This is a genomic window from Peptoniphilus indolicus ATCC 29427 (assembly GCF_000227315.1).
Classification (GTDB): domain Bacteria; phylum Bacillota; class Clostridia; order Tissierellales; family Peptoniphilaceae; genus Peptoniphilus; species Peptoniphilus indolicus.
Genome location: NZ_JH165062.1, coordinates 1 through 2,955, shown reverse-complemented (window position 1 = coordinate 2,955; position 2,955 = coordinate 1). Strand labels below are relative to the sequence as shown.

Here is a 2,955-nt window from a genome sequence, read left to right as displayed (position 1 = left end):
AGTTGTAAACAACTCTCCAGTACTATAATCTGAATACGATATACTGACATTATAGCCACTGTATATAATAGACATTAAATAATTGTTTTCATTAGAATTTAAATAATTTAAGTCTGTAAATGTTCCAGGAGTAACTATTCTTGTAACTTCTCTTTTAACTAAATTTTTAGCTAATTTGGGGTCTTCTACTTGGTCGCAAATAGCTACTTTAAAACCTTGTTCAATAAGCTTTGATATATATGTTTCACTTACATGATACGGTACACCACACATAGGTATATCTTGAGTTTTATTACTTCTTCTAGTCAAAGTAAGGCCTAATGCTTTTGAAGCTTTTAAAGCGTCGTCAAAAAACATCTCATAAAAATCACCTAGCCTGTAAAATAAAATTTCATTAGGATACTGATTTTTAATTTTGACATATTGTTCCATCATTGGTGTTAACGAATTTGACATAACTCACCTTTTAAATTAAATGAATTTGCATCTGTTACGTGTACCTTTACTATTTTGCCTATTAAATCTTTATTACCTTCAAAATTTATTAATTTAAACTCTTCAGTTCTACCACTTAATTTATTTGCATCTTTTTTACTTACATCTTCAACTAAAACATCTACATCTCTACCGATAAAAGCTTTATTCTTTTTATTTTGTATAGGATATAAAATGTCTATAAGTCTTTGAAATCTATCATGTTTTACTTTATCAGGAACTTGATCAACCGCATTATAAGCTTTAGTCCCTTCTCTTCTTGAATATATAAAAGTAAATGATGTATCAAATTCAACTTTTTTAACAAGGTCTAATGTTTCAAGGAAATCTTCTTCTGTTTCTCCCGGAAATCCTACCATTAAATCAGTGCACAAAGCTATATCAGGATTGATGCTTTTAATTTTATCAATTTTGCGTAGATAATCTTCTTTTGTATAATTTCTATTCATTAATTTTAAAACTCTTGAAGAACCAGCTTGTACTGGTAAATGCAAGAAATTAGAAAGATTTTTTAAGTCTCTAAATGCATAAATTAAATCATCAGATATATCTTTAGGGTGTGATGTCATAAATCTTATTCTTTCAATTCCCTTAATATCAGATATTTTATATAGTAAATCAGAAAATCTAATCTTATCCTCTAATGTTTTGCCGTAGCTATTTACATTTTGACCTAAAAGAGTTACCTCAAGTGTTCCATTTTTAGCTAAATTTTTTATTTCTGAAATTATATCTTCAGGCTTTCTGCTAGTTTCTCGACCTCTTGTATAAGGAACTATACAATAAGTGCAAAAATTATTGCAACCGTACATTATATTCACATATGATTTATATGAATACAATCTATTAGCACCTAAATCATCATTGAGTTGCTTTGTTTTTTCTCTAATATCTATTTGAAGTTTGCCAGTGTCATATGAATCTAATAATAGTTCAGGCAACTTCCAAATATTATTAGTTCCAAAAATCAAATCTACATTTTCAAATTTTTCTTTTACATATTCTCTTGATTCTTTTCTTTGCATCATACATCCACAAACGCCACACTTTAAATCGGGTTTTGCTTCCTTAAGATGTTTTAGAACTCCAAGTTGTCCGTATACCTTATCTTCTGCTGAATGTCTTACAGAACATGTATTAACTAAAACTAAATCGCTATCTTCAAAATTGTCACAAAGTTGAAATCCCATTTTTTCTAAAATCCAATTTATTTTTTCTGAATCATGTTCATTCATTTGACAACCATGAGTTATGACACAAGCTTTTTTATTAGGGCTTATCTCACTTCTAACTCTATTTATATATGAGTCAATATTATAATTTAAATCATGTACTAATGAGTAATTTTCGTTCATCTTTACCTCTTTTCAAGCTATAATTATACCATACTTAAGTTTATTAGTTTTGAATATCAGCTCTCGCCATTTTTAAGAATTCACGAGTAGCTTGCTTCAAATATCTATTGTGTTTATAGAAAAAGTAAATTTCTCTTGATGTAAATTCTTTTGGAAGCTTATAGTAACAAACTTCAGCAGTTTTACCAATACTCTTTATTAAAATATCAGATATAAAAGAAATTCCAACTCCATTTATACTTAAATTATAACTAGTAATTTGTTGGTCTAACTCAAATATAATGTTGGGGTTAAAATTTTCACTTTGACAGATACTGTCAGCTTTTATTCTAGTATCATTGCCTTCCTTTAAAAATATAAAAGGCTCATCTTTGAAATTATCTAATTTTACAGACTTAAATTTATCATTAAGATATTCCTTAGAAATTATGCTATCATAATTTAGTTTGTATTCAGATAAATTTTTATTTGATTTATAAGATGAAGGCACGACTAAAATTATGTGGTCTTTCATCAGAATTTGTCTATCATAAATTTCAGGGTCAAATTGATAATTATCTATAACTATATCTAACTCCCCTGAAGCTAAAGAATTTTCTAATTCAACTGTATTATCTTCTACTATATTAAGTTCAACTTTTGGATATTTTTTTGAAAATTCGGAAATAATAAATGGTAAAACATGCGATATGAATAGAGATGTTCCACCAATTGAAACCTTACCAGCTTTTAAATCACCTAAGTCATTTAGATAGTTCTCAAAATTATCTTCTATTTCTAATATTTTTTCAACAGACTTTATATATTCTAATCCAAATTCAGTTAAACCTATTGGTTTTGTACTTCTATCAAAAATTTCATATCCTAAACTAACTTCTACTTTTTTTACTGCTGCACTTAATGATGGCTGAGATATAAAAAGATTTTTTGCAGCTCTGGAAAAACTTTTTTCTCTGTATACCTCGTATATATATTCCATTCCCCTAAACAATATAGACACCTACCTATGTTTATATAACTATTATTTACTTAATTTTATAATACATAATATCTATACTTATGGCAAGGTATAATTAATATTTCTTAGAATTTAAATTAATTTTAT

3 protein-coding genes are annotated in these 2,955 nt (G+C 27.1%); all 3 read right to left on the bottom strand.

The genetic code is table 11. The features are described 5' to 3' along the window. Positions 1 to 456 (bottom strand): MutS N-terminal domain-containing protein (locus HMPREF9129_RS06045; RefSeq protein WP_004821515.1); only part of this gene is annotated, 456 nt, incomplete at its 3' end. Next, the gene (miaB, locus tag HMPREF9129_RS06040; RefSeq protein WP_004821513.1) at positions 441 to 1,850 is read right to left on the bottom strand and encodes a tRNA (N6-isopentenyl adenosine(37)-C2)-methylthiotransferase MiaB; all 1,410 of its coding nucleotides are present in this window, start codon (positions 1,848 to 1,850) and stop codon (positions 441 to 443) included. The genes miaB and HMPREF9129_RS06045, both read right to left, overlap by 16 nt. Before the next feature lie 43 nt (positions 1,851 to 1,893). Further along, the gene (locus HMPREF9129_RS06035; RefSeq protein ID WP_115312356.1) at positions 1,894 to 2,829 is read right to left on the bottom strand and encodes a LysR family transcriptional regulator; all 936 of its coding nucleotides are present in this window, start codon (positions 2,827 to 2,829) and stop codon (positions 1,894 to 1,896) included. Between the last annotated feature and the right edge of the window lie 126 nt (positions 2,830 to 2,955).